Origin of the sequence: Alteromonas sp. MmMcT2-2, assembly GCF_022348305.1 — a bacterium.
GTDB classification, from domain to species: domain Bacteria; phylum Pseudomonadota; class Gammaproteobacteria; order Enterobacterales; family Alteromonadaceae; genus Alteromonas; species Alteromonas macleodii.
In genome coordinates this window covers 1-26,556 of sequence record NZ_JAKRFA010000047.1, presented here as the reverse complement: position 1 = coordinate 26,556, position 26,556 = coordinate 1, and the positions used below count along the sequence as shown (strand labels likewise).

Sequence of the window (26,556 nt, the reverse complement as noted above, 5' to 3'; positions counted from 1 at the left end):
ACAAACGACCTGACAGGTATTACCCCAGAGTAGTGAGGAAAAGACCGACTAAATACCCCACAAAGAAAAATGCCAGTCAGCTTAACTGACTGGCATTACGCTTTAAGCGGGCTTTTTTGTGCGCGCTTATTAACAACTCTGCAGAAATGCATGTAACAAAATTACAACTATCTGCCGTAAAAGCCCCGTATAATCCATATTGTGTTGTTAAATTACATAAAGGCCTGCATATCCTTTGTTAACGGCGTGTTGCACAAATTTTATTGAATACGTATGCAGGCAATTGTGCAAACCCTAGGTCCTCTATAGCATTATGCCGACGAGATGTATTGTCATTTAATTGTCATAAGAACAACAAAAAGACAACAACTATAACCGTATGGGACACCCGTTTTATGAAACAATTTAAACCCAACCTAATTAAAGCTGCGCTTATTTCAGGCGGTATGGCGTTTGGTAGTGCACCAGCATTTGCACAAGATGCAAACACTGATGCTGTTGATGAAGCAAATCTTGAAGTAATTCAAGTTAGCGGTATTCGCGGCAGCTTACAGCGTGCTCAAGCAATCAAAATGGATAACACTTCAATTGTTGAAGCGTTATCAGCAGAAGATATTGGTAAGTTACCAGATACCAGTATTGCAGAATCAATCGCACGTCTTCCTGGTGTAACTGGTGAACGTCGTAACGGTCGTACAAGTGGTATCTCTGTTCGTGGTTTTAACGAGAACTACGTTGGTACGTCACTGAACGGTCGTGAGCTTCTAGGTATGGGTGATAACCGTGGGGTTGAGTTTGACCTTTATCCAACGGAAATCATTTCAAACATTCTGGTATACAAAACACCAGAAGCGGGCATGACTACCCAAAATATAGGTGGTTCAATTGACCTTCAAACGGTTAAGCCTCTAACGGCAGAAAGTACGTTTACCGTAAACGGCACGTTCGAGAAAAATGCTGAAGACTCTCCAAACCCAGATTTTGACAACGACGGTCATCGCATTTCTTTAAACTTTGTCGATCAATTTGCCGACGATACGATTGGTTTAGCGCTAACTGTTGCGAGCATGGAGTCTCCACGTCAGGAGCAACACTTCCGCGGTTGGGGTTACGCCACAGTAAACACTACACCAGAAAACACGTTTGACGATAACGGAAATCCTCTTTGGAACCCTCGTCGTTATGATGGTCAAGACACTGTAGACGTTCCTGATGGTACTGTTGTATTGGGCGGTCACGATTCATTCCAGCGTTCAGCAATGCTAGAACGTGACTCAATTGCCGCTGTAGTCCAGTGGGCACCTACCGATAAGCTCAATATTCAACTTGATGCGCTTTATATCGATTTCGTTGAAGACGATGTACGCCGTGGTCTTGAAGAAGGCGGTGCAGAGTGGGGTACAAGCGCTTACACAATCACTGGTGTTGAAAACGGTCTGGTAACTAGTGGTTACTCTGATGGTTTCTATAGCGTTGTTCGTAACGATGCGCGTCGTCAAGAAGCAGACCTAACCACAGTAGGCATTAATGCTGAATACCAAATCAACGACTCTTGGACACTAGAACTAGATTACTCTACCGGTAAAGTTGAAAAAGAAATTATCGATGTAGAAAGCTACTCAGGTGTAGGTCGTGCTGGTACTGAAGGCCGTCCAATTACTGCACGTAGCTGGGAAATGACATCTTCTGGAGTAATGTTCTCTGACCACCCAACTATTGCACCAGTTGACCTTACCGACCCAACACTTATTAGCCTTGCAGGTCCGCAAGCATGGGGCGCACGCCCGTTACTTGAGTCTGACGCACAGGATGGTTTCGTAAACCAGCCGCTTTTCGAAGAAGAGCTTGATACCCTTCGTTTCGACGTTAAAGGCTATGTAGATTGGGGTGTGGTAACTGGCCTATCTGCTGGTGTTGTATATTCTGACCGCTCTAAATCTAAAGACAATAACGGTGCTTACCTAACAGCGCCTTCATATCCTGGAAATGCTGCTATTCCTGAAGTGCTAGGCGTAACGAACCTTAACTTTATTGGAATTGACGGCGTGTTAGCGTACGACTCGCTAGGTCTTTTCGAAAGTGGTTATTACATTGAAAGCGATGCAAGCCGCGTTCAAAACGATCGCTTAGGTGATACTTACACCGTTGATGAAGAACTACTTACCCTTTACACCAAACTAGATTTGGAAATGGAAGTTGGCGATATTTGGGTGCGCGGTAACGTAGGCCTTCAAGTAGTAAGTGCAGATCAAGAATCAACAGGTTTCTCTGCAACGTCTGACCGCGAAGGTTACACCATTGCTAGCCCTGTAACAGGTGGCGCAGACTACACAGATGTTCTTCCAACACTTAACCTTTCAGCAGAAGTGGCTGAGGGCCAGTTTGTTCGCTTGGGCTTGAGCAAAGTTATTTCTCGTCCGCGTATGGATGACATGCGTCCAAATACTCAGGTTACGTTCTCGTTCAACGATAACCAAATCACTAGCACTGAAATTGAAAATGGTCCATGGGGTGGTAGTGCTGGTAACCCTGAATTGCGTCCGCTTGAAGCTAACCAGTTTGACTTAGCTTATGAGAACTACTTTGCAGATACAGGTTATGTAGCTGTGTCGTTCTTCTATAAAGACATTAAAAATTGGCACCGCAGCACGTCAATTGTGGCTGATTTCACAGAGTTTTATATTCCTGAGCTACATCAGGGCTCTGAAGGTCAAACTCCTGTATTGTTCACAGGTCAAGTAAGCAGTGTACTAGATGGGTTCGAAGGCTTTGTTCGCGGTTACGAATTACAAGGTTCACTTCCATTTGACATGATCCATGATTCACTTGAAGGCTTCGGCTTGTTCGCAAGTGCAACCTTTATGGATGGTGAAGTTGACGCGGCTCCCGGTCAAACTGAAACACGTATTCCTGGACTATCTGAAGAGTCTTACAGTATGACTTTCTTCTATGAGAATGCTGGTTTCGAATTCCGTCTTGCGGCAACAAAACGCGATCAGTACCTAACTGAAGAACGTGGTGTTAGTTTGGCGTTAGTTGATGCAACGAAGCAAGGCGGTACGCTTGTTGATGCGCAAATTGGCTATGACTTTAGCGAGTCTGGTATCGAATATCTAGAAGGCCTACGTGTTACTTTACAAGCACAGAACCTGACCGATGAAGATGATATTCAAGCGTCAGCGGCTGACGGCCGTCAAATCACGCAGTTCCAAACTTATGGAACGAACTACTTGCTAGGATTTAACTACAAGTTCTAATTTCTTCGTGTGTGTAAAGCCACCTGCTGCTTTTTGTTTTAGCTTGTGCTAAAAGAGAGCAAATGGTGGCTTTTCTTTTTGTATGAAAGGAACCCTTCAAAATTTTTGGTACGAATTGCGAGAAGTTTATGCAAGATCCTCATAATAAACCGATAAAGCGTGTAGTGATTGCCGGCGGTGGAACGGCAGGTTGGCTAGCTGCATCATTAATGAAAAAGGTGTTGGGTAAAGCAGTTGATATTACTCTGGTTGAATCTGAAGCGATTGGTACGGTGGGCGTTGGCGAAGCTACCATCCCCCCAATACGCCTAGTAAACCAAGTGTTAGGTATCGACGAAGCACAGTTTCTTCATGATACTAAAGCAACGATAAAACTTGCTATACGGTTCGAAAATTGGAAAACGAAGGGTGAAAGCTACTATCACACCTTTGGTGCGCCGGGTAAAAGCATGGCGTTTTGTCATTTTTATCATTATTGGGTAAAGGCGCGCCAGCAAGGCCTAAAAGACGACCTTTGGGATTTTGACCTAAATTACCATGCCGCTGAAGCGGGACGATTTGCGCAGATAAATGCCAAAGACCCAGTCGTTGAATTACCTTTCGCCTATCATTTTGACGCCAGTTTATACGCTCAGTATTTACGAAAGCTCAGTGAAAATATTGGGGTAGTACGCAAAGAAGGTAAAATTTCACGTGTTCAACGTTTTACCAACAGTGGTTTTATTCAAGCACTTCACTTAGAAAGTGGGGACGTGGTTGAAGGGGACTTATTTGTTGATTGCACGGGCTTTAAGGGGCTATTGATAGAGGAAGCGCTGGGCGCTGGTTACGACGATTGGTCTCACTTACTTCCTTGTGATAGTGCGATTGCTATACCGTCTGAGCGACATGAAAAAACCGCGCCTTACACGCGCTCTATTGCCCACGATGCGGGTTGGCAATGGAGGATACCATTGCAACACAGGAATGGTAATGGCCACGTATATAGTTCACGCTATATCAGTGATGATCAGGCCTGTGACACCTTGTTGTCAAACTTAGATACCAAACCATTGGGCGACCCTAAACTGATAAAGTTTACGACGGGCAGACGACGTAAGCAGTGGTACAAAAACGTAGTAGCAGTAGGTCTATCAAGTGGATTCTTAGAGCCACTTGAATCTACTAGTATTCACCTCATTCAATCTGCAATTGTTCGCTTAATTCAGTTGTTTCCCCACAACGGCTTTGCACCGAGCTTGGAAACGGAATATAACAAGCAGTCTGAATTAGAGTTTGAACAAATCAGAGATTTTCTTGTTTTGCATTACACCGTAAATGAGCGAACCGATAGCGCCTTTTTCAATGATATGCGAAATATTACTTTGCCAGATTCCCTAGCACATAAAATTACGTTGTTTAAAGAAAGCGGAAATCTGCTACGAGAACAAAATGATCTATTCCTTGAAAGCTCATGGCTACAGGTCTTGTACGGTCAGGGGATTACTCCTAAGGATTATCACGGTCTGGTAAACAGTGTGCCTGAAGTTCAGTTAAATCAAATGTTAACAAGGTTGTTGGAAATTAAAAAAGAGCCCATTGCTAAGTTGCCGACACATGACGAGTATATAAATGGGATGGTTGCAAAGTATAAGCGCACAATGAGTTGAATAATTTCATATGGTTAGAAGTACTGCGAACGAACGCATTAGCTAACTAAACAGGTAAAGAATAAGGCAGCCACATGGCTGCTTTATTCGTTTTTAAGGATGAATTGTTACAATCATGCTATCTTTTTACTGGTAGATTAAAAATATGTTGCTCTGATGTAAATGAATACGTATGCATAGCATTGCTCCCTTTTTATACAAAACAGTAGTATTTGGTGTTGAACCATAAGAGGCATTTTTGGGGGTGGTAGTCCTAAAAGTGTCGATAATAAACAAGGAATGGGACACCAATGAAAACATTCAAACCCAGCACTATCATGGCGGCCTTGATAAGTAGTGGGGTCGCGTTTAGCGCAGCTCCTCTTTATGCCCAAGAGTCACCAGACACCTCAATAGACGAAGTTGAACGACCACAAGAAGATACCCTAGAGCGTATTGAAGTACGTGGTTTTAGTACCAGCTTGATCCAATCACTAAACCAGAAACGCTTCTCCGATACGGTTTCTGAACAAATATCTGCAGACGATTTGGGCGGACTTCCCGATGTGTCGATGGCGGATGCACTGACCCGCTTGCCAGGTATCTCTGCGGTAAGAACCGGGGGGCAAGCCGCGCAGATAAACATTCGTGGTCTATCCGGTGACTTTGTGTTTTCTACATTAAACGGTAGAGAGCAGGTATCGACCAGCGGAAGCCGGGCAATTGAGTTTGACCAGTATCCTTCAGAGCTTATTAGTGAGGCGGCGGTTTATAAATCTCCCAAGGCATCGCTTATTGAGGGGGGTATAGCGGGTACGGTAGAACTTAAAACTGCATCACCACTTGCCATTGAAGAGCAGCATAAATTCAGCGCCAACATGCGTGGCATGTACAACGATAGAGCGTCAGAGGTGAGTGATGCTACAGAGTATGGACATAGACTGAGTTTTTCATATCAAGGTAAATTCCTTGACGATACGCTAGGTGTATCACTAGGTTATGCTCGTTTATTCCAACCCAGCGTTTCTACTCAATTCATTGGGCTTGCCTACAATGGTGTAACGGACGTAGACGGGATTTACACAAATTCTGAGTGTACCGAAGAGGAAATAGCGCCTAACTGTGAACTCATTTCAGAGGGTTTTGAAATGCAGCACAAGGGCGGGGAAGAGACTCGTGATGGTTACGTTGCGGCGTTTGAATGGGCACCTATCGATACCTTTACACTTAAAGCTGATGCTTTTATCTCGAAATTTGACTCCGAAGCCTTTGCACGTGGGTTTCGCGTTAATCTAGGTGGAATAAACGCTGGTATAACTAATCCTGTAGTAGTAAACAACAGCGTAATTGGCGGCACATTTTCTCGTGCAGACAACAGCTTTACCCGTGTTGAGTTGGTAAACGACGACAATCAAGATTTCGACAGTGTTACCAACTTGGGCGTGAATGCTAGTTGGGAGATATCGCCAGATTTAGCGGTTCAGTTTGACGTCTCCCGCTCAAGTGCTGAAAGCGACTTTAGAAACGGCTTACTGTGGTCGCTTGTTGGCGAAGACGCGACAGTGGCAAACCCCGTGTTCGACGAAAACGTTCAAATTTCTTATTTGCTCAACGGACTAAACTTACCTGATATCGGTTTTAATCAAAGTGATGCTTTTACAGACTTAGACCGTGTAATGGTAAGTAAATACGGCATTTATCCGTATGAAAACAAAGATGAGTTAGACGCCTATCGCGTAGACTTCCAATATTATGTCGATGTGCCAATCATTTCAGGCTTTGAATTTGGCTATCGTTATTCAGACCGGGAATATAACAATGACCGCTCTGTGTTTGAATACGGCAATGACAGTGCATTTTCAGTCAGCGAACCGCCACTTCAGTTAACTTCTGATATGGTCGAAGAGGTAAATTGGAGCGGTGATTTTGGTTATTTTCCAAGTTATCTTTCCGTTGATCTAGACAGTGCACTTAATGCTTGGTTTCCAAACGGTAGGCCACAGCCTGTTCAGACTTGGGGGCCAGGCGCTGCAGGCGTAATTAACGCGCCAGATACTGGTACTGCTTCAACAGCATGGACGTTACAAGAAAGTGGTGATGTATTTGAAACCGTGAATTCTGCTTACTTGATGGCAAACATTAATACAGAAATTGGCAGTATTCCCGTTACAGGTAATGTTGGTGTTCGTTACGTTAAAAGTAAACAGAGTTCAACGACGCTACAGCGTGCTACTCGGTTTATTGAAGACCTTGAAACCGAAACATCGGTTGAAGTTAGTGATCCTACGGCTGGTGCACAAAATATTACCGACGACGTAGGGTTAATCAATAACTTTTATCGCCCAGCCTTGATAAGTCACGAATATTCTGACGTTTTGCCTTCAATTAACCTCAACTTTAAACTTACAGACGACACACAACTTCGTGTAGCCGCCGCAAAGGTGATGGGTAGAGCGCCGATAAACCGTTTTGCCGCGAATGCGTCAACGACTATTGAACCGGTTACTGCTTTCCAAGACAGAGATTCGGGCGAAATTACGCTTTCAAACCCTACGGCGAGGGTTAGTGGTAGCGCCCGCAACAGCCCCTATCTAGAGCCGTTCTATGCAACTCAATACGACGTTTCGTGGGAGTATTATTTCTCAGATACGGAAGGTGCATTAGTTGTCGCTGGCTTTTATAAAGACATTGAATCGTTCGTAGAAGACATTGAAATAGAGCCTTATGATTTTGAAGCAAACGGCATTGTAATTCCTGATAACGTAAGTGTGCCGGTTTACTTGACGCCAGAGTTTGCAGGACAGGAAGCCGAACTAGCGCTTGATGAAAATGGCGACCCCATCTTTATTACCGTCCCTACTGAAAATGGTAGCTACAGCACAGCCGTAAACAATGCCGAAGGTGGCTATATTCGCGGTTTAGAAATCGCCTATACGCAAATTTATAGCATGCTGCCTGGTATGTGGTCAGGCTTAGGCGTTAGCGCAAGTTACTCTTACACCGAAAGTGAAATTCAACGCACGCTAGGTGATGACGTGTATGCCGCTAACTTACCAGGTCTTTCTGAAAACGTTGCTACGCTAACCGTGTTTTGGGAATACGAAGGTTTTGAAACTCGCTTGTCTAGCCGATATCGCGACGCATTTGTTTCGCAGCAAGTAGCGGTAAACGATCAGGTGGTTAATTTTGATGAAGAATTGGTTATTGATTACCAAGCGTCGTACGAGATTAACGACAATTGGAGCGTACTATTTCAAGTTAACAACCTAACAGACGAGCCAACGAAGAGCTATTTCTCATCAGAAGAGCAAACCGGCACTATCCAATACTTTGGTACGCAATATTACCTAGGGATGACATATCAACTATGAAAAACAGCATCTTAGGTAATTTATTTAGCAACACGAAGGAATATTCGGTTGCCAAAAGTAGCGAAAAAATTCAGGAGAATTCTATGTTTACTAAAAAAAGAGTAGTGCGCGCTGCGTTACTCGTAGTAGGCGCATATACACTTGCAGGTTGCGGTGGCTCGGGCGTAGAGTCGGGCACGAACGATCTGCTTACCTGTGAGGTTCCAAATGTACCTAATTCAACCGGTACGGCTTGTGAACCGCCACCACCTATTCAATGCGATGCGCCGCTCGTACCTAATGAAGCGAACGATGCATGTGAAGCCGGTGCTGATCCAAGTTTACCTGCACCTGTATTTACCCCTTCATCTAATCAAGCTGTACTTTATTATAATCGGGCTGCTGTTGACGCTGATAACTCAAGTAACGATGCAGCTTATGAAGGCTGGAGACTACATACTTGGAACAATGACGAGTGTGATGCTTATGCTGACGCAGACACGGATTGGGCCAACGGTCGCATTCATAGCGGTATCGATCCTAACTATGGTGCGTATTGGATTCTAGACCTTAAAGAAGGGTATGGAAGCTGTCACAATTTCATCATCCACAAAGGCACTGACGATGCCGGAAAAGAAATGGGGGGCGGAAACTTCCAGGGTTCTTTAGTACAAGATGATGAAACATTTGTACGCATGAATTTTACCCTCTCTGGCGAGGCAACCATATTCGAGTTTCCTATCATGTCTCTTGGTCCTCAGCCTGTTGATATCGAGGGTTTTGGCGCGCATTGGTTAGATGCCAACACTATTTTATGGGACGTACCTGAAACCGTTTCAGAGGTGAAACTTCACTATTCAGCACAGGCTGACTTAGAGAGTACGCTGGAAGAGGGTATTAACGGTACTCAAGTAACGTTAATGAGTACAACACTTACCGAAGAGCAATCTGCCCGTGCGCCGCACTTATCTGCTATGCAGGCTTGGGAAGGCGACTGGTCGGTTGAAGATGCTAAAACCGTGTTGACGACACAAGCCGTAGTAGGGGGTTACGATGCTGACGGTGCGCTTGTTGTTGCGACCGGGATCCAACTGGCTAACGGAATAGACGCACTATATACGCTCGGTGAAGACGATGCCGACGAAGCTCAACTTGGTGGTATCTACTCTGATACAGGTATTACTGCCGCATTGTGGGCGCCTACTGCTTCAAATGTTGATCTTCTGATTTATAACGACAACAAGACATTAAGCCAACGTATTGATATGGTTCGCGATGATACGTCTGGTGTCTGGCGTCATGAAGGCGATATGTCCCTTGACCGTCAGCTTTACCGTTATGAAGTTACCGTCTATCACCCTATTACGGGGAATGTAGAAACGCTGCTTGTTACAGACCCATATTCTGTGTCACTAAGCACAAACGGCCGTTTCTCTCGCTTCGTAAATCTAGCTGATGATGATTTAAAACCACAAGGCTGGGATACTCATACTATTCCGACGGTTGAAAATTATGAAGATGCAGTCATTTACGAAGGGCACGTTCGTGACTTTAGCGTACGTGATATGTCTACGTCTGAGGAAAATAGAGGTAAATACCTTGCTTTTACTGAAGAGGGCACAGCACCGGTTGAGCACCTTAAAAAGCTTGTTGAAGCAGGGCTTACTTACTTCCATATACTCCCAGCAAATGACATTGCAACCATCGATGAGGATCCAACAAAAACGGTAGATTTATACGATACGGTAGGCAAACTGTGTCGCTTAAATAGCAGTGCTGCTGTATGTGAAGAAGAAAGCGCTGATGCATTGCTAATTGACGTTTACAACGGTTACGATCCTTTATCTCAAGCGGGTAAAGCTCAGCAGCTTACTAATGATTTACGTAATCTAGATACATTTAACTGGGGCTATGATCCTCATCACTTTAACGCACCGGAAGGCAGCTATGCGTCGAGTGCAGAGGGTGTAGAACGCATTGTAGAAATGCGCGCCATGATCCAAGCACTTCACGAGATGGGGCTACGTGTTGCACTTGATGTAGTCTATAACCATACCAATGCGTCTGGTGTTTTCAGTAAGTCAGTATTAGACAAAGCGGTACCGGGTTACTATCACCGTTATGAAGTGGATACTGGTGCGATTGTTCGTGAAACGTGCTGTGATGACACAGAGCCTCGCAATGTCATGATGGAAAAGTTCATGGAAGATTCGCTGCTGATGTGGACTGAGCATTATAAGTATGATTCATTCCGTTTCGACATCATGAGCCAAGCTACAAAAGACACTATGGTACGCTTGCGTGATGCAGTCCAAGCTATCGATGCTGACAACTATTTCTACGGTGAGGGCTGGACTAAAATAGACCGCGGTTACGAGCAAGCGAGCCAGCTCAATATGGCTGGTACCGAGATTGGAACCTATAACGACCGTATTCGCGAAGCTATTCGCCAAGGCGCTATCTTTAGGCCGGAAGATGAAGGGCTATTAAGCGCGCAAGACCGTGTAAAAATGGGCATGATCGGAACGTTAAAAGACTATGTTTTGGAGACGTCTTCAGGAAGTGCAGGCGCTACCAGTAACTTAGGCGGCTATGCAGAAGATCCTGCGGATATCATTAACTACGTGTCGAAGCACGATAATGAAACACTGTGGGATCAGTTAAACTACACGCTTCCACAAGATATTACTCTAGAACAGCGGGTTCGTGCCCAAAATGTAGCAATGGGTATTAATCTTGTGTCTCAAGGTATTCCATTTTTACAAATGGGCGGCGACATGCTTCGCTCAAAATCAATGGATAGAAATACCTATGATGCGGGCGACTGGTTTAACTACGTCGATTTCACCTACGAAACGAACAACTGGAACGTAGGTTTACCGTTGGCACAAGACAACGAAGCCCGTTGGGAAGAAATGGGTGAATTCATTTACAATCCAAATCGCGCGGCCTCAATGGCAGATATAATGTTTGCCTCTGATGTGTTTGCAGAATTGCTTAATATTCGAATGACAAGTCCGCTGTTTAGATTAACCACCGCTGAAGACATCATCGACCGTATAGGTTTCCACAATATTGGCGAACGCCAGCAGCGTGGTCTTATAGCGATGAGTATTGATGACGGCATATCTGAAAACAACGAAGTACCTCGCCAAGATTTAGACATGATGAATGATGCGGTTATGGTGCTAGTAAATACAGGGTATGAAGAGAAGTCTATCACGGTAAACACAGCAACAGGTTTTTCGCTTCACGCCACACAAATGAATTCTGTCGATGCTGCGGTACGCGGCGCCACATTTGTAGAAGGTGAAGATGGTAATGGAACCTTTACCGTTCCGGCACTAACTATTGCTGTTTTCGTAAAACCACAGTCTGGAGCCCAAGGTTATGGTCTATCAGCGTATGCCACGTCTGGTGCGCCTGATGTTGTTCCTTACGGCGACACCATCGCTTACCTGCGTGGAGATATGAATGGTTGGTCAACGGATGATGCATTTACCTATCAGGGTGACGGTAAGTACACCGTAACAGCTACACTTGAAGGTGGCGTTACATATGGATTCAAATTCGCATCTGAAGATTGGAGTACAGTGAACTTTGGCGCAGCGGATGGTGAAGAAGGTACAGTAATAGCGGGTGAAGAAAAGGTTCTTGCACGTACTAATACCAACCTTTCATTTACACCAGCGACGAGCGCGACCTACCTGTTTACTATTGATGCGACTGATAGCGAAGCACCAATCCTAATAGTTGAAAACGAAGAGCCCTATGTTGGCACACCAGTGTATCTTCGTGGTGCAATGAACGACTGGGGTACGGCTGAGGAGTTTGCTTACCAAGGCGGACGTATTTACACTTTCTCTCGTGATGTTGAGCCAGGGACTTACGAGTTTAAGGTTGCTTCAGAAGATTGGAGTACCGTGAACTTCGGTGCGATATCAGCCGATGATTCAGATCGCAACCTTGCGCCTGGTCAGACTTTGGGGCTCGCCGCTACTAACGACAATCTTATTTTGAACATTGAAACCGCCGACCGCTATGTGTTCGTATTCAACGTCACTGATTTAGATGCGCCAACCATTGGTGTATTTAAAGAAGCGTTTTGGGGCGACACTCAAGTTTATATCCGTGGTGGTATGAATGGCTGGGGAGCTGTCGATATGTTTGAATATCAAGGAGAAGGTGTTTATACCGCAGACATTGAATTGAGCGCAGGTAGTATTGAATTCAAAGTCGCTTCTGAAGACTGGTCGACAGTAAACCTTGGCAACCCGAACGATGCAGCAAGCAACGTAGTAACGCCTAGCGAGCAGAAAACACTTGGCGCAAGTAACAATAATCTAATGATTGAAGTTGCAGAGTCTGGTCTATACGAGTTTAAGGTATCTGGCCCTGATGGAAATGCACCTACGTTAACGGTTACGAAAAAGTAAGACCGAATAAACGCTAATTTGGTAAATTTCTAATAAACCAAGATTTAAAAACCGCGACGTAGTTCGCGGTTTTTTGTTTTTGGCATATCTCTTGATTCTCTAGTAGTATCACCAAGAAAATAGTGGTCGTACCAGAGTGGTTGAATTTATTCAAAAGGAGATGAAAATGAAACGTGCACTTGTTGTTGAAGGTGGCGCTATGCGCGGAGTTTTTGCAGCAGGCGTGTTAGACAAATTCATGGAGCATGACTACCATTCGTTCGACTTCGCGATTGGTGTTTCAGCTGGCGCAACTAATCTTTCAACCTACGTGTCGAAAATGCATGGGCTTAGTAAAACCATCATCACGCAATACGCCACAAAGAGGGAGTTTTTTAGCCCGCTTCGTTTCATAAAAGGTGGGCACATTACAGATGTTCATTGGCTATGGCATCACTCTAAACAGTCCATGAATATTCCTGCACCAGGTGAAAAAAGCAGCATGCCACTGTATGTTGGGATTACTAATGCAGAGTCAGGTGAATGTGAATATATACAAGCCACCAAAGATAATGTTGATGATTTAATGGTAGCTTCCTGTGCGTTGCCAACTGCATACCGAGACGAAATTTCAATAAACGGTACGCGATACTTGGACGGGGGAGTGGCAGATGCAATACCTGCTATCCAAGCATACAAAATGGGTGCGAAGGATATCACGGTTATTCTTTCTCAACCGTTAGGTTTTACAAAACCAGAAGTAAAGTCTGTTTGGCTAATGCAAAAGATGTATGGCAACCAGCCTGCGCTACTCGATAAGATGTTGCAGCGTGCAGCCATTTATAACGAAACGTTAGCTTTTCTCAATAATCCACCCGACGACTGCACAATCCGTGTGATAGCGCCTGATGAAGCTTTTTGCGTTAAGCGTTTAACTATGGATAAGAAGAAGTTATTGCGAGGCTACGGTCAAGGGCGGCGCATGGCAAGACGCTATCTTAAACATTGCTGTGAGAATTCAGTGGAAAGACAGCGCAAAAGCGCATAGCTACCCTACCAGACTGATTTCTTCTTTCTGTACAAAGCCTGTATGCAAATCGCAACAAAAGGCTTATAGAGCTTGGTTTTTTTTCCAGGCTTTTTTTTATCTCCAATAAAACTTTAATTTTCAGTATTTTAGCCTGTTTCAATTTGGCAACAGTTTAAACTTAAGTTACTAATTCTTACTTCTAGTACCAGTCTTACACAGCGTGAATTGTTGAATTTAGCAACGCTATTTCCCTTACATCGCTTATAACTAGCGCTGTTGTCTTCCCGTTTGAACATAATTTGCCATTTTTCCTATTTTAGTAACATTTTGAAAAAAATGAATTTTATCGAGTTTATGAAGCATTCTTATGTAAACTTTGCAGGCAATGTGCAATATTTTCATTAAACTGGTCTGCATCTTGCTGAACAGGTGGCAATAAACGCTGTTTTTTTAACGATGCGAAGATGTCAGATGGTTCATTTATCTCAATATTAAATCCTTCTTAAAAAAGGGATTGAGTAAATAGACCAAACTGTCACACGTTATTAAAATATAGAAATTATAATCGACCACGCTTTGCAATATCACGTGCTTCTCGATAACAAGGGGAGACCAGTGCTTATTGGCATAGTGAATCGCGAGTTTTGTGTCTACCGCTTTTTAGATAAATTTAATCATACTTAAGGTTAGTTTACGCTAACCTGTCTAGAAGCGTGAGAAAGAACGTGGCAATATCAAATGCTGAATAAAAAAATAAAATAAATACAAACGTGCAAATTGCGAATCAGAAAATGTCAATTGGGTTAATAAACCCAAAAAATCCCGTAAATGTTGCTTCTATACTGCGAGCTGCAGGTTGTTATGGTGTGGCCAGCGTTTTTTATACTGGTCAGCGCTATCGATTTGCTAAAGATTTTAATGCGGATACGAAAGCGTTTCATAAAGTCATTCCGACCATTGGGGTCGACGACTTAAAAGAAGTAGTGCCTGAAGGTGCGTCAGTCGTAGCGGTTGAACTGGTAGAGGGTGCTACACCACTACCTTTGTTTGAGCACCCGAGCAATGCGTTTTACTTGCTAGGTCCTGAAGATGGCAGTATTGGCGAAGACGTTTTGTCTTGGTGCGATCATGTTGTCTACGTTCCTACTTTTTCATGCATGAATTTAGCGGCCACAGCAAATGTGTTGCTGTATGACCGTCTGTCAAAGTCTGATTACGTAAGTGGGGATGCACTTATCAGACAAAGTAGAGATACGAATAACAAATCTAAGATTAAATAGTAATTAAATAACTAAGGCTGTCGTTGCGAACAGGAAGTTACCCACAAGCCTAATAATAAATTAAATCAGGGGAGCTTTGCGTTGAAGATGAGAACAATGAGCGCAGTTCGAGCGTTTAATGGCGCCGTGTCTAACAAACTGAGTCGACTACCACAAACATTTTCTAGGGTACTCCCTAGTCGTTTCTCACTCGAAGAGAGTATTTCTAATTTCTTCTTTAGCCGTTACGAACTTGTGATTGCTAACGAAGAAAGTGAAAAGCAGGTGAGTTATAAAACGCGACACAAAGTGTATTGTGAAGAAATGAACTTCGAGCAGAAAAATGCCACTGCATTAGAAAAAGACAAGTTTGATGATCGCGCGATCAATTGCTACATCAAGCATTTGCCAACAGGAGAGTGTGCAGGCACGATAAGGTTGGTCTTGCCAACTGAAGCTGGCTTGGCACTTCCATTAGAAGAAAAGTGTGCGGAAGTAATTGGCGATGGTGCATTGCTACCTTCAAACTTGTCTCCACAAAGCGTCTGTGAAATCTCTCGCCTTGCAATACCGAGAGAATTTAGAGTGCGACAGTTACGCTCTAAAATCCTACCCTCTGAAAAAATTGAAAAAGTTAAACAAAAGAAAAATGTTCCATTTAACGTTGAGCATTTTCCTTATCTTTCAATTGCGCTGTACTTAATGGCAACGAGTGTGTGCCTTCATTTAAACGTTAAGCATGCCTATGTGCTAATGGAGCCTAAGTTAGCAAGAAGAATGAAGGCATTCGGTATTCATTTTAATCCAGTAGGTGAAGCTATTGAATTCAATGGCAAACGTATGCCATATAGATTGTCACCGCACGTACTGCTTGATGATTTAGCAAAACCACTAAAAGGTTTTCACAGAAAGATTCATTCAGAACTAAATAGTGCGTTACAAGCTATTGGTGATGTGGCCGTTCCCACCATTGAGCACACTCGAAAGCCGCTTCGCATAGCCCATGCAGCATGACACCATGCTATCTGGAATACTAAGCCGCCTCGTCAGGCGGTTTTTTTATGTTTGAATACGTATGCATGTTTTTTAACATCCAGTTAACGCGTATCCTGTTGGCATAATTTACGTTTATCACAATGATTACCATGCCAAATTTCCAATTTCGTTTTTGTCTTAAACCCTTGTCAATTGCTATGCTGTCAATTGGATTAACAGCGTGTACAGGGCCGACCTCTCCAGTGAATAATCAAAAACCGGTGATCAAAGACGCTAGTCTGAAACCATTTGGTCAAAGCGGCGAAAGTTCGACGCTAAACGATTCGGCTGAAAGGCAAGGTAAACCGGTCGTTTATCAAGTTTTTACTCGCTTGTTTGGAAACACGAATACAAATAACCAGCCTTGGGGCACAATTGAGCACAATGGGGTAGGTAAGTTTAGTGATTTTACTCCCGAAGCGCTAAAGGCCATAAAATCTTTGGGAACCAGTCATATCTGGTATACCGGTGTGCCGCACCATGCGGTGATTAATGACTACACTGATTTTGGTATTTCAAACGACGACCCAGATGTAGTGAAAGGCAGAGCGGGCTCTCCCTACGCAGTTAAAGATTACTACAACGTTAATCCAGACCTAGCCGATGATCCAGCCAAGCGTTTAGAAGAATTTGAAGCGCTAATTGCCAGGACTCACGCAGCGGGAATGAAGGTTATTATCGATATTGTGCCTAATCATGTCGCCCGTGATTACCATTCACTTTCTGCACCTGAAGGTGTAAGTGATTTCGGCGCGCACGACGACACGTCTGTTGAATACGCCCGTGATAACAACTTTTACTATGTAGTAGGTGAAGCGTTTCAAGTGCCCACAGCTGATAACTATCAACCTCTAGGTGGTGAAAAGCATCCACTATCTGACGGTAAGTTCGAAGAGTTTCCAGCAAAATGGACAGGCAACGGTGCTAGAGCTTCGAAACCGGATATAAACGACTGGTACGAGACCGTAAAAGTGAACTATGGCGTGAAGCCTGACGGCACTTACGACTTTCCAGTTTTACCTGAAGAGTACAGTGATAAGTCTTTTGAAGAACATGCCGCATTTTGGCAAGGAAAAGACGTACCAGATTCGTGGTATAAATTCAGAGATATTGCACATTATTGGATAGATAAAGGTGTCGACGGTTTCCGCTACGATATGGCCGAAATGGTGCCTGTTGAGTTTTGGTCGTTTCTAAATAGCAGTATTAAACAAAAGGCACCTAATGCGTTCTTGCTAGCGGAAGTTTATCAACCAGATAAGTATCGCGAGTATATCCACCAAGGCAAAATGGACTACCTTTACGACAAGGTGGGTTTCTACGACACATTAAAAACGATTATGCAGGGGAGTGGAGAAGTAAGCAAACTGGTTACTATTCATGATGAAATCAATGATATCGCCCCGCATATGCTTCATTTTTTAGAAAATCACGACGAACAACGTATAGCCAGCCCCGACTTTGCCGGTAGTGCCCAGAAAGGTAAACCCGCGCTCGCAGTGAGTGCGCTTATTAGCAGTTCGCCTACGCTGTTGTACTTTGGTCAAGATGTGGGTGAAGACGGTAGCGAGGAGACTGGTTTTGGAGATCCAACACGTACGTCAATTTTCGATTATGTAGGTGTTCCTGCCCATCAGCGTTTTATGAACGACGGTAAGTTTGATGCAGGGAAATCTACCGAAGATGAAAAAGCACTTCACCAATTTTACCAAGACGTGATGGCTATTGCTGCCACAAACCCTGCAGTTACAGGTGAATATCAAAGCCTACACGCGCTCAATCTTGATGTGAAAGATTCAGCCTATACTGAGCAGCAATTTGCTTTTGTGCGCGCGCAAGGTGAGCACGGATTTGTGGTTGTGGCTAATTTTAACGATAAGCCTACAGGTGCAATGAAGCTTGTTGTTCCTTCAAATGTTTTTGGTGAAGATAGCGATCGGATCACGCTAGCGCCTATGCTTTCTCATGAAGGCATAACACTAGAAAAAGAGGGCATTTACTACAACGCTTCGTTCTCATTGGAAGGGCTTGAGACTAAAGTATTCGCCTTCTAATTAGGTTTTATCACATGCTGCTGAGTTAACGCGAAACACCATGTTTTTTTACATGGTGTTTCGTGAATACGTATGCAGAGCATTGGTCAGATCGGACGGGCAAGGTAGTATCTCATCACCATCTTGTACTTAACGTATTTTTAACATGGGGTTGATGTGCCAAAACGTAATCGTGTAACTAATGACAGTGGTCATAAAAAAATCCAAAAGCGCGCAATTCCGCTTCTCCTCAGCTGTATCACTACATTTCCTTTGTTCTCAGTTCAATCATCTGCAAACAGTGGCATTGATGTTTACCCGCCGAATTGGTGGGTTGGTATGCAAAACAGTAATGTAGAATTGATGCTTTATGGTGATGATGTTGCCGATGACACTGTTTCAATAGCGAAAGGCGATGTAAGCGTTAAGCATAGCCAAGCCCTTGATAGTGAAAACTATCTATTCGTAACGCTAGACACGTCGAATGTTAGTGCCCAAGAACTCGTTATCAGGCTTACTGACAGCGATGGTACGACCCGTGATTTAACTTACACGTTAGAAAAAAGAGCACAAGGCTTAGCGTCGCGCGAAGGCTTTGGGCCTCAAGATGCTATTTATCTTATTGCCCCCGACAGATATGCCAATGGTAATGTGGAAAATGATAATGTTAAGGGTTATGGCGATCCCGCAGACCGTTCATTCAAAGGTGGTCGCCACGGTGGTGACATTCAAGGTATTGTTGATAACCTCAACTACATTCAGGATATGGGCTTTACTCAAATATGGACAATGCCCATGCTCGAAAATGCCATGGATAAATACAGTTATCATGGCTATTCCACCACGGACTACTACAAAATAGACCCTAGATTTGGTTCCAATGACGATTTTATTGCGTTAAGTACTGAAGCTAGATCAAAGGGTCTTGGCATTATAATGGATATGGTACTTAACCATATAGGCAGTAATCATTTATGGATGAAAGATATGCCGTCACACGACTGGATCAATAACAACGGTAAATTTGTAGGGACAACCCACAAGCGTGAAGCTCTTCACGACCCTCACGCCATAGCAAGCGATATAAAAGGGTTTAGCGATGGTTGGTTTGTGCCAACCATGCCGGACTTAAATCAGCGCAATCCGCATTTAGCGAACTACCTTATTCAAAACGCGATTTGGTGGGTTGAAAGCGCTGGGCTAAGTGGAATACGAGTGGATACGTACTCCTATCCTGATAAGGCGTTTTTGAGCCAATGGACAAACCGCATAATGGACGAGTACCCGAATTTCAATATAGTAGGGGAAGAGTGGTCAGTTAACCCCGCAATCACGGCATATTGGCAGGCGGGTAGCCACCGCCACGATGATTACGATAGCGCTCTACCATCGGTAATGGATTTCCCGCTTCAAGCCGCAGTCGTTGAAGCGTTGAGCAATGATGAAAGCTGGAATTCTGGCTTCATCTCTGTATACGAAACTTTAGCTACTGACTTTTTGTACGGCGACCCGAATAATTTGGTCATCTTTCCTGATAACCACGATATGAGCCGCATTTTTACTCAGCTCGGTCATGATAAAGACAAATGGAATATGGCTATGACGCTATTGCTCACTACGCGCGGTATTCCACAAGTTTTTTACGGTACAGAAATTTTAATGGGTAACGAAGGCAGTGAAGACCACGGTATTATTCGTTCTGACTTTCCAGGCGGGTGGCCTTCGGACAATGACAAAAACGCTTTTACCGGGCACGGTTTAACGGATGATGAGCGTTGGGCACAGCAGCGTGTGAAGGGCTTACTTCAACTGCGTAAATCACACCCTTTGCAGTTTAGAGGCCTGTTGAAGCATTTTGCACCGGAGAATGGGGTTTATACCTATATTCGAGAGGCAAATGTCGATTCAGCCAGTGGTGCTGATAAATCAAATACTAATCAGTCTGATAAAATATTGGTCATCTTAAATAAAAAGCCAGTGGACCTGCCTCTAAACAAGTATGCAGAGGTGCTAAGCACACACCAGACATTAACACGTGTTAGCGATGGGATATCTTTTAAGACGACGGATACCTTAAGCTTACCAGCAATGTCTGCTAGTGTTTTCATTGTGCAGTAATCGTATTAACTATAGTAAAACAATAAATAGAGCAAAGTATGCAAGCAACTCAACCACGCCTTTCTTTCTGGCAAATATGGAACGTCAGCTTTGGCTTTCTAGGTGTTCAATTCGGTTTTGCACTGCAAAACGCAAACGTAAGTCGTATCCTTTCAGACTTAGGGGCAGACCTTCACTCGCTATCACTATTTTGGCTCGTCGCGCCAATCATGGGGTTAATCGTTCAACCAATTGTTGGCTCAGCATCTGATAGAACGTGGAATCGATTAGGTCGACGCCGCCCGTTCATCCTTGCTGGTGCAATCGCCGCAGTATTGGGTATGATTTTACTGCCTAATGCGCCGATATTTGTTGCCTTCTTGGCACCTATGGTAATGGGCGCGTTAATGGTTGCACTTATGGACGCGTCGTTTAACGTATGTTTTCAGCCGTTTCGCTCATTGGTGTCAGACATGGTACCGCCGTCACAACGCAATGTTGGCTATTCGATTCAGTCATTACTGATTAATATAGGCGCAGTTATCGGCTCAATACTGCCATTTGTACTTACCAATGTTATTGGCCTTGAAAATACGGCACAAATGGGTGAGGTTGCACCTTCTGTTGTTTGGGCTTTCTACATTGGCGCTACAGTACTGCTTGGTACGGTCATTTGGACGGTAGTTCGTACCAAAGAATACGCACCAGATGAATACAACCGCTATAAAGGGCTTACCGAAGAGCAGCCTGCAACTGAAAAAGCACCGCTAGGACAACGCTTAAGTGAGTTTTTCACGTTAGTAAAAGATATGCCAAAGACGATGAAACAACTTGCTGTCGTGCAGTTTTTCTCGTGGTTTGCGCTCTTTATTATGTGGGTATACACCACACCTGCTATTACGCAGCATATATGGAATGTAGATAAGCAGTGGTTTGACCCAGCTTATATTGCTGCAGCCCCGATGGTGCCTGAAACCATCATCATGGCCAAGGGAGCCGCTGGTGATTGGGTAGGGATTCTATTTGCTGCGTATTCGGTATTTGCTGCTATTTTTTCTATTTTCTTAGCAAAACTCGCTGACAAGTTTGGTCGCAAAACGGTTTACGCTTCGTCTTTAGCGCTAGGTGGCCTGAGCTACGTAAGCTTCTTGTTATTCCAAGACCTGACGATGATCAACGTAAACTTAGTGATTACTGAAGTAACAGTACCTTTGGGCGCAGTGAAGCTGTTAATCCCTATGGTAGGCGTAGGTATAGCGTGGGCTGCCATTCTTGCTATGCCTTACGCTATGTTAGCTGGTGCGTTACCTGCAAATAAAACGGGTGTTTATATGGGTATCTTCAACTTTACCGTTGCCGCCCCTCAAATTGTTTCGGGCCTAACTGCTGGCTGGATTCTAAGTTCTGTTTTCGACAACGACGCAAAGTACATTATCGTTGTTGCCGGAGTTTCTATGTTAATTGGTGCGGTTTCAGTTTTCTTCGTGAACGAGGCCGATAAGCAAGAAATTGAAGAAGCGCAGGGAGCTTAATATGTCATTTAATCGTACAACAATCGCATTAACGTTAGCTGGTTTATTTTGCTCAGCCTGCTCGAGTACATCTGTTCCTTCATCTAACGATATACAAGAAAACAGCCACGCTATCGTGGGTACCACTACGCCATTTGCTAGCGAAGCGGTGTACTTTGTTGTAACAGATCGTTTTGTAGACGGCGACCCTTCGAACAATCATGAAGAGCAGGGAGGCGATCACCCTACGTGGCAACTGCCCTTAGAAGGTCCTGAAGGTAAGAAAGCCTATGTGGGTTACATGGGCGGTGATTTACAGGGTATCTTAAACAACGCCGATTATATTAAAGAAATGGGGTTCACGGCAGTATGGATGACGCCTGTCCACGATAACCCGGACTATGCGTTTAATGGCGATGAACCCATTACTTATGGCGGTGCCTTTAAAGACGGTGGTAAAACGGGTTATCACGGCTATTGGGCAACGAATTTCTATAAAGCTGACGAGCATTTGGTTAGCGCCAATTTAAGCGTTAGTGACTATACGGCGAAAATGCGTCAGCATGGCCTTAAGTCCGTGTTTGATATTGTGGCAAATCATGGCACACCAAGCTTCACCATGGAAAAGGACTTACCCGGCTACGGGGAAATATATGACAGTGATGGAAATCTGGTTGCTGATCATCAAAACTTGGCACCTGAAGAGCTTGACCCTGAAAACAACCCGCTTCATAGCTTTTTTCACAACTATCCAGATTTAGTAAAGCTTTCTAATCTAGATGACGAAAACCCCGCCGTACGCGATTATCTCATCAACAGCTATTTGTATTGGATTTCTCAAGGTGCTGATGCATTTAGAATAGATACAATCAGGCATGTGCCTCATGCGTTTTGGCGTGAAGCGTCAGATCGTATACGCGAGCAAAACCCTGACTTTTTTATGTTTGGCGAAGCATTTGACTATGAGGCGAACAACATTGCCCAACATACGTTACCGAAAAATGGGGGCGTCAGTGTATTAGACTTTCCTATGCAAAAGGCCATGGTGAATGTATTTGAAAAGCCGCTAGAGAGTGATTTTGCTGACTTAGAAACGGTGCTTCATCTTACGCACGGGCCATATAACAATCCGTATGAATTAACTACGTTCTACGATAACCACGATATGGCGCGCATTAATGCCACTGATGAAGGCTTTATTAATGCGCATAACTGGTTGTTTACAGTAAGAGGCATTCCGGTTGTATACATGGGATCTGAAATTGGCTTCATGCGCGGTACGGCGGAACATGCCGGCAATCGTAACTATGTTGGCCAAGAGCGCCTAGACCAAGCCAAGAAACATCCTATTCAACAGGCGCTAACAAAGATTGCCAATGTGCGTAAAAACACGGTAGCACTGCAGCGCGGTGTTCAAGTCAACGTTGAACTTGACGGTCATCAAGCGGCGTTTTATCGCGTTGTTGATACTGCAGAAACACAGCAGACTGCACTTGTATTACTTAATAAGGGTAATGCCGCACAATCTTTTGAGGTTAGTGACTTTATGCAATCGGGCGACTGGACGGAACAATTATCTGGAGAAACGCAAACGGTAGAACTAGGTGATGCGTTAACCGCAACGGTTAAGCCCAATGGCGTTCAGGTATGGGTGCGCGAGGGTCAAGTAAGTAACAGTGCATTACTTGCTCAAATTAAGCATCAGTTGGCCCGCCAATAAAACGTGTTTAGCGCACAATAAAAAAGCCCCGTGGTTGTTTAACGCCCGGGGCTTTTTGTTAATCAGTGATTGCTTAATTTCTAGTGTGTAATTTGCGCACGCTTACTCACTGCCACATGACTGCCTAATAATAATATCCGCAGGCATTAAATAATCCTGAACGTCTTCGTTGTTAATGGCTTTTAATAAGGTGTTTACCAATAACTCGCCCGCCAGTTTGGTATTTTGCTGAACAGTGGTGAGCGAAGGCGTGGTGTAGGCTGAAACCGCAATATTGTCATAGCCAACCACGGCTACATCATCAGGCACATTTACTTTTGCCTGGCGCAGCGCTCTAAGCACGCCCATTGCAATAAGGTCTGACGCGCAGACAATTGCTTGGGGAAGTTCGCCACTTTGCAGCAATGATTTCACCGCTTCTGACCCCGCGTCCTCAGTCGAAATAGCATTGCGTTGAACACTTGACTGATCAAGCCCATGAGATTGAAGTGTTTCAAAATGACCGTTAAAACGCGCTTTGAATTCAGGGGCGTGATCGCCGTTGTCGCCAATAAACGCAAAGGAAGTTTTACCCAAGCCAATTAAATGTGACGTTATGCTTTGGCCACCTTGATAGTTATCACAACCGATACTAACCCCTGGGTGGGCTTCATCTGGCGCACCCCAACGAACAAAGTGGGTGCCCTGCGATTCAAGTTGCGCGACTTTGTTTTGGTAATCAGTATAGTCGCCATATCCTAATAGAATAATGCCGTCAGCCTTATTTGAGTCTTCATATTCTGCGTGCCAGTCATCATCTAAATTTTGGAAGGACACAAGCAGATCATAGTTTGCTTGCGCACACGCGCGGGTAATACTGCCGAGCATCGCTAGGAAGAACGGATTAATCATCGAATCATCGGACGTAGGATCTTCAAACAAGAGTAGGGCAATTGTGCTGCTCTTTTGCTTTCTCAAGTTACTTGCGTTTTTATCCACTTTGTAATTGAGTTCCCGGGCAATACGCTGAACGCGATCTCTAGTTTCTTGATTAACTAGCGGGCTATTATTTAACGCTCGCGAAACCGTCGACTGCGAAACACCTGCCAAGTGGGCAATGTCAAAAGAGGTTGCTTTTTCTTTCATAAACACCATGATTTGCTGCTACGACCTTGTTGTCGCGAATTTAGATTACCATATTTTTATAATGACGCGCGCATTTTGAGACGCAGTCGCTCAAATGCCACGCAAAGTTACGATTTCGTCAGTGCTTATTTATATTTTGGAAGTCATAACTGCATTTAGTTTTAGAAGGTATTTGCAGATCGCTCTTAATTCAATCACTTGTCAGGCTTCTTTGAATAAAACATGGTTGAAGTAATTGCGAGAGTGTTATACTCAGCGAGATTTTGAAATATTACGTGCATAAGGGGAACAAGCGAATGGCCGAGACTGAACACCGTCCGACCAATTTTATCCGTCAGATTATTGATAAAGACCTGTCTAGTGGTCTACATGACGCAATTAAAACACGGTTTCCACCAGAGCCGAATGGCTTCTTACACATTGGCCACGCCAAGTCTATCTGCTTGAATTTTGGTATTGCTCAAGACTACACAGGTACGTGCAATTTACGCTTTGACGATACCAACCCTGCAAAAGAAGACATTACCTTCGTTAATTCAATTAAGGAAGATGTGCAATGGCTTGGATTTACGTGGGACGGAGAAGCGCGCTATTCATCGAATTACTTTGACCAACTACACCAATACGCCGTTGAACTTATTGAAAAAGGCTTAGCCTATGTAGATTTTTCAGCGCAAGACGTTATGCGCGAAATGCGTGGCACACTTAAAGAGCCTGGTCAAAATAGCCCTTATCGCGATACAGACGTTGAAACTAACCTCAGTGAGTTTGCCAAAATGACGGCAGGCGAATATAAAGAAGGTGAGTGTAGTCTGCGTGCGAAAATTGATATGGCATCGCCATTTATATGTATGCGTGACCCGGTAATTTATCGCGTTAAGCATGCTCACCATCATCAAACTGGTGATAAGTGGTGCGTGTATCCAATGTACGATTTTACACATTGTATCTCAGACGCCATTGAGGGAATAACGCACTCCCTGTGTACACTAGAGTTCCAGGATAACCGTCGTCTTTATGATTGGGTTATCGAAAACATTTCTATCGACTGCACGCCAAGACAGTATGAATTCTCACGTCTTAATCTAGAATATACGGTATTAAGCAAGCGTCGTCTTATTCAGTTAGTCGACGAAAACCATGTACATGGCTGGGACGACCCACGCATGCCTACCATTGCAGGTTTACGCCGTCGCGGCTACACACCGGGTTCAATCGTTGAGTTTTGTAAACGCATTGGTGTGACTAAGATGGACAACATGGTTGAAATGTCCATGCTAGAAGCGTGCATACGCGACGACCTAAATGCAAATGCTCCTCGCGCAATGGCCGTACTAGATCCAATAAAGCTCGTTATCGAAAATTATGAGGAAGGCCAGACAGAAACGCTTGTTGCGCCAAATCATCCTAACGATGAAAGTATGGGTACGCGTAACATCGGCTTCAGTCGCGAAGTGTATATAGAAGCAGAAGACTTCCGAGAGTCGGCGAACAAGAAGTTTAAGCGCTTAGTGCTTGATAAAGAAGTTCGTCTTCGCAACGCCTACGTGGTTAAAGCTAATCGCGTTGAAAAAGATGAAAATGGTAATGTAACAACCGTTTTTTGTACTTATGACGCGGATACTCTAGGTAAAGATCCGGCTGATGGCCGCAAAGTTAAAGGTGTTATTCATTGGGTGGATGCAGCAACAGCACAGGCAGCAGAGTTTAGGCTTTACGACCGCTTGTTTAACGTGCCTAACCCAGCTGCGGAAGAGAACTTTACCGATGCGATTAACCCTGACTCGTTGGAAGTAAAACACGGTTGGGTAGAAGCCGGATTGGCAGACAATGTTCCTGAAGTAGGAGCATGGCAGTTTGAACGCACTGGCTACTTCTGTGTAGATAAAGACAGCACAGACGACAAGCCGGTCTTTAACCGCACTGTAGGTCTAAGAGATACATGGGCCAAAATGGGCGAGTAGGCACTGGCCTTTAGCCATTTATGCGCTGTAAATAAAAAACCGCCGAAATGAAGTGACCCCATTAAGTTGGACTCATTTCTAAGCGGCAACCAAGGTCTGATTTCGATATTGTATCGGACTCAGGCCTTTTAG

At 44.2% G+C, this 26,556-nt stretch carries 13 protein-coding genes; 12 read left to right on the top strand and 1 reads right to left on the bottom strand.

All coding sequences use genetic code 11. From position 1 onward, the window contains the following. The first annotated feature begins 395 nt into the window (after window positions 1–395). The 11 genes from MHM99_RS18175 (at window position 396) to MHM99_RS18125 (ending at window position 23,335) form a co-directional block, all read left to right on the top strand. Window positions 396–3,257 (top strand): TonB-dependent receptor, encoded by a 2,862-nt coding sequence (locus MHM99_RS18175; protein WP_014949451.1) that lies wholly within the window; start codon window positions 396–398, stop codon window positions 3,255–3,257. Window positions 3,258–3,385: 128 nt separating this feature from the next. Continuing rightward, window positions 3,386–4,906 (top strand): tryptophan halogenase family protein, encoded by a 1,521-nt coding sequence (locus MHM99_RS18170; protein ID WP_239220261.1) that lies wholly within the window; start codon window positions 3,386–3,388, stop codon window positions 4,904–4,906. A 290-nt stretch (window positions 4,907–5,196) separates the two neighbouring features. Then, entirely contained in the window at window positions 5,197–8,256 is a 3,060-nt protein-coding gene (locus tag MHM99_RS18165) for a TonB-dependent receptor (RefSeq protein WP_239220260.1), read from the top strand. 83 nt (window positions 8,257–8,339) lie between these two features. Beyond that, window positions 8,340–12,671 (top strand): alpha-1,6-glucosidase domain-containing protein, encoded by a 4,332-nt coding sequence (locus MHM99_RS18160; protein WP_239220259.1) that lies wholly within the window; start codon window positions 8,340–8,342, stop codon window positions 12,669–12,671. Between the two features lie 166 nt (window positions 12,672–12,837). Beyond that, window positions 12,838–13,698 carry a patatin family protein gene (locus MHM99_RS18155; protein ID WP_239220258.1) on the top strand — a complete coding sequence of 287 codons (861 nt, stop codon included), beginning with the start codon at window positions 12,838–12,840 and terminating at the stop codon, window positions 13,696–13,698. Window positions 13,699–14,471: 773 nt separating this feature from the next. Beyond that, window positions 14,472–14,960, top strand: coding sequence for an RNA methyltransferase (locus MHM99_RS18150; RefSeq protein WP_207198495.1), 489 nt, complete (start codon window positions 14,472–14,474; stop codon window positions 14,958–14,960). Window positions 14,961–15,056: 96 nt separating this feature from the next. After that, a complete protein-coding gene (locus tag MHM99_RS18145) occupies window positions 15,057–15,953 on the top strand; it encodes a PEP-CTERM/exosortase system-associated acyltransferase (RefSeq protein ID WP_014949457.1) in 897 nt (298 codons plus the stop codon). Between the two features lie 122 nt (window positions 15,954–16,075). Further along, window positions 16,076–18,028: an alpha-amylase family protein gene (locus MHM99_RS18140; protein ID WP_168533986.1), complete on the top strand. Its 1,953-nt coding sequence runs from the start codon at window positions 16,076–16,078 to the stop codon at window positions 18,026–18,028. A gap of 156 nt (window positions 18,029–18,184) precedes the next feature. Continuing rightward, complete coding sequence (locus MHM99_RS18135; protein WP_239220257.1) at window positions 18,185–20,125, top strand: glycoside hydrolase family 13 protein; 1,941 nt, start codon at window positions 18,185–18,187, stop codon at window positions 20,123–20,125. A 38-nt stretch (window positions 20,126–20,163) separates the two neighbouring features. Then, window positions 20,164–21,636: an MFS transporter gene (locus tag MHM99_RS18130; protein WP_061094979.1), complete on the top strand. Its 1,473-nt coding sequence runs from the start codon at window positions 20,164–20,166 to the stop codon at window positions 21,634–21,636. A 1-nt stretch (window position 21,637) separates the two neighbouring features. Then, window positions 21,638–23,335, top strand: a complete 1,698-nt coding sequence (locus tag MHM99_RS18125) for an alpha-amylase family glycosyl hydrolase (protein ID WP_061094980.1) — start codon at window positions 21,638–21,640, stop codon at window positions 23,333–23,335. Window positions 23,336–23,437: 102 nt separating this feature from the next. Here the strand turns inward: MHM99_RS18125 and MHM99_RS18120 are convergent, their stop codons facing one another. Then, window positions 23,438–24,460 (bottom strand): LacI family DNA-binding transcriptional regulator, encoded by a 1,023-nt coding sequence (locus MHM99_RS18120; protein ID WP_239220262.1) that lies wholly within the window; start codon window positions 24,458–24,460, stop codon window positions 23,438–23,440. Between the two features lie 296 nt (window positions 24,461–24,756). Between MHM99_RS18120 and glnS the strand changes: the two genes are divergently transcribed. Next, the gene (glnS, locus tag MHM99_RS18115) at window positions 24,757–26,424 is read left to right on the top strand and encodes a glutamine--tRNA ligase (protein ID WP_239220256.1); all 1,668 of its coding nucleotides are present in this window, start codon (window positions 24,757–24,759) and stop codon (window positions 26,422–26,424) included. Window positions 26,425–26,556: the final 132 nt, after the last annotated feature.